General features: G+C 56.2%; 2 protein-coding genes. One reads left to right on the top strand and one right to left on the bottom strand.

Annotated features, from left to right (window positions below; genetic code table 11):
- The coding region (locus EDD52_RS24450; RefSeq protein WP_424449941.1) for a transposase at window positions 1–104 on the bottom strand (104 nt) is incomplete at its 3' end.
- Between EDD52_RS24450 and EDD52_RS23525 the strand changes: the two genes are divergently transcribed.
- On the top strand, window positions 97–1,098 hold the full coding sequence (locus EDD52_RS23525) for an IS110 family RNA-guided transposase (protein WP_132249022.1): 1,002 nt from the start codon (window positions 97–99) through the stop codon (window positions 1,096–1,098). The genes EDD52_RS24450 and EDD52_RS23525 overlap by 8 nt on opposite strands.
- The last annotated feature ends 424 nt before the right edge of the window (window positions 1,099–1,522 follow it).

Below are 1,522 nucleotides of genomic sequence, written 5' to 3'. Positions count from 1 at the left end.
TCAGCGTCTGGCAGAAGCTGACCCTTGCCACGCGCCTGGGCACGCCAATTATGCAGCGTTCCCTCCGATATCCCTTCTTCCTGCGAAAGCTGCCGAATGGCCATGTTGTGCGGCGGCAGCGTCCGCTTCAGCACAGCAGCCTTACGCTCCGGTGAATATCCCAAGTCATCGTCCTATCCCGCCCACCTGAAAAAAAGAGGAAAAGTAGAGCAGCGAACAAATTCCCTGACACAGGGGGAGACCGGGCGGATGGCGAATTGGCTGTATGACGAGTTGAGCCAGCGCGGGCTTCCAATGGTTTGTATTGATGCACGTCAAGCCCACGCGGTTCTGAGCCAGATGCACAACAAGACTGACGAGAATGACGCTGCCATGCTGTCGGAGCTGGCCCGGACGGGGTTTTTCAAGAAGATCGAGGTCAAGAGCCGCCTTGCCCAGGAACGCCGCGCCCTATTGCGCGCCCGGGAAGTCGCCATCAAGATGCGAATGAATACGGAAAACACGATACGCGGGTTACTGGCCAGTTTTGGGATCAGATTGCCAAAGCATCTGCAAACCTATGAGCAGCGGGTCCGGAAAATTCTGGAAGGTCAGACCGTTCTGGCTGGAGTCATCGAACCGTTGCTGAAGTTGCGGACAGAAGCGCTTCGTCAGGCCGCGGTTCTGACCAAAGAGATGACCCGTCATTCGCGCAATGATGAAGCCTGCCGCAGGCTGATGACAATCCCGGGCGTCGGAGCCGTCAGTGCCGTCACATTTGTGGCGACGATCGACACGCCGGAACGCTTCAATCGGTCGCGATCTGTCGGCGCCTATATCGGCCTGACATCCAGGCGGTATCAATCTGGCGACATGGACTTCGGCGGGCGAATATCAAAGCGTGGTGACCGCATGTTGCGCACGGTTCTGTATGAGGCAGCCAATAGCCTGCTTTGTCGCGTGAAATCCGGTCCGGGTCAGCCCCTCAAAGATTGGGCGATGGCTCTGAAAAAGCGCACGAGCCACAAGAAGGCCGTTGTGGCCTTGGCCCGAAAACTATCCGTGATCATGCATGCTATCTGGAAGGATGGAACAGAATTTGAAATGAAGGAAGCTTGAGAAAACCACGCGAGCCGCAATAACGGCGCTCGCATAAAGTTGCCGTACCGACCACAGCGGCAGGCAATCGACAAAACCCGAGCGATCTACATGTGAACTCTATGCATCGCGAATATCACCTTCGGGACGTCGACGCCTTGGATGCCGAGATGAAGCACCAAATGGGATGACTTCGAAAAGAACCTTGCAGGTGGCAGGTACACGTGACAAAATCAACGAGCGCAGATGATCAATTAAAGAACCTACATTCCGATGCGGCGCGGGTTCTTGTACCTTGTCACCATCATGGATTGGCACAGTCGCAAGGTGCTGAGCTGGCGACTATCGAATCGGCTTTGAACAACGCCTTCAGACCGCCTGAGCGACAGGAATTCGCGTTGTCGGCGACTTCAGGTGGGCCGCAAGCCAGCAGATGACCGCAGCC

The organism is Primorskyibacter sedentarius (assembly GCF_004342065.1).
GTDB classification, from domain to species: Bacteria; Pseudomonadota; Alphaproteobacteria; order Rhodobacterales; family Rhodobacteraceae; genus Primorskyibacter; species Primorskyibacter sedentarius.
This window is presented reverse-complemented; position numbering and strand designations above follow the sequence as displayed.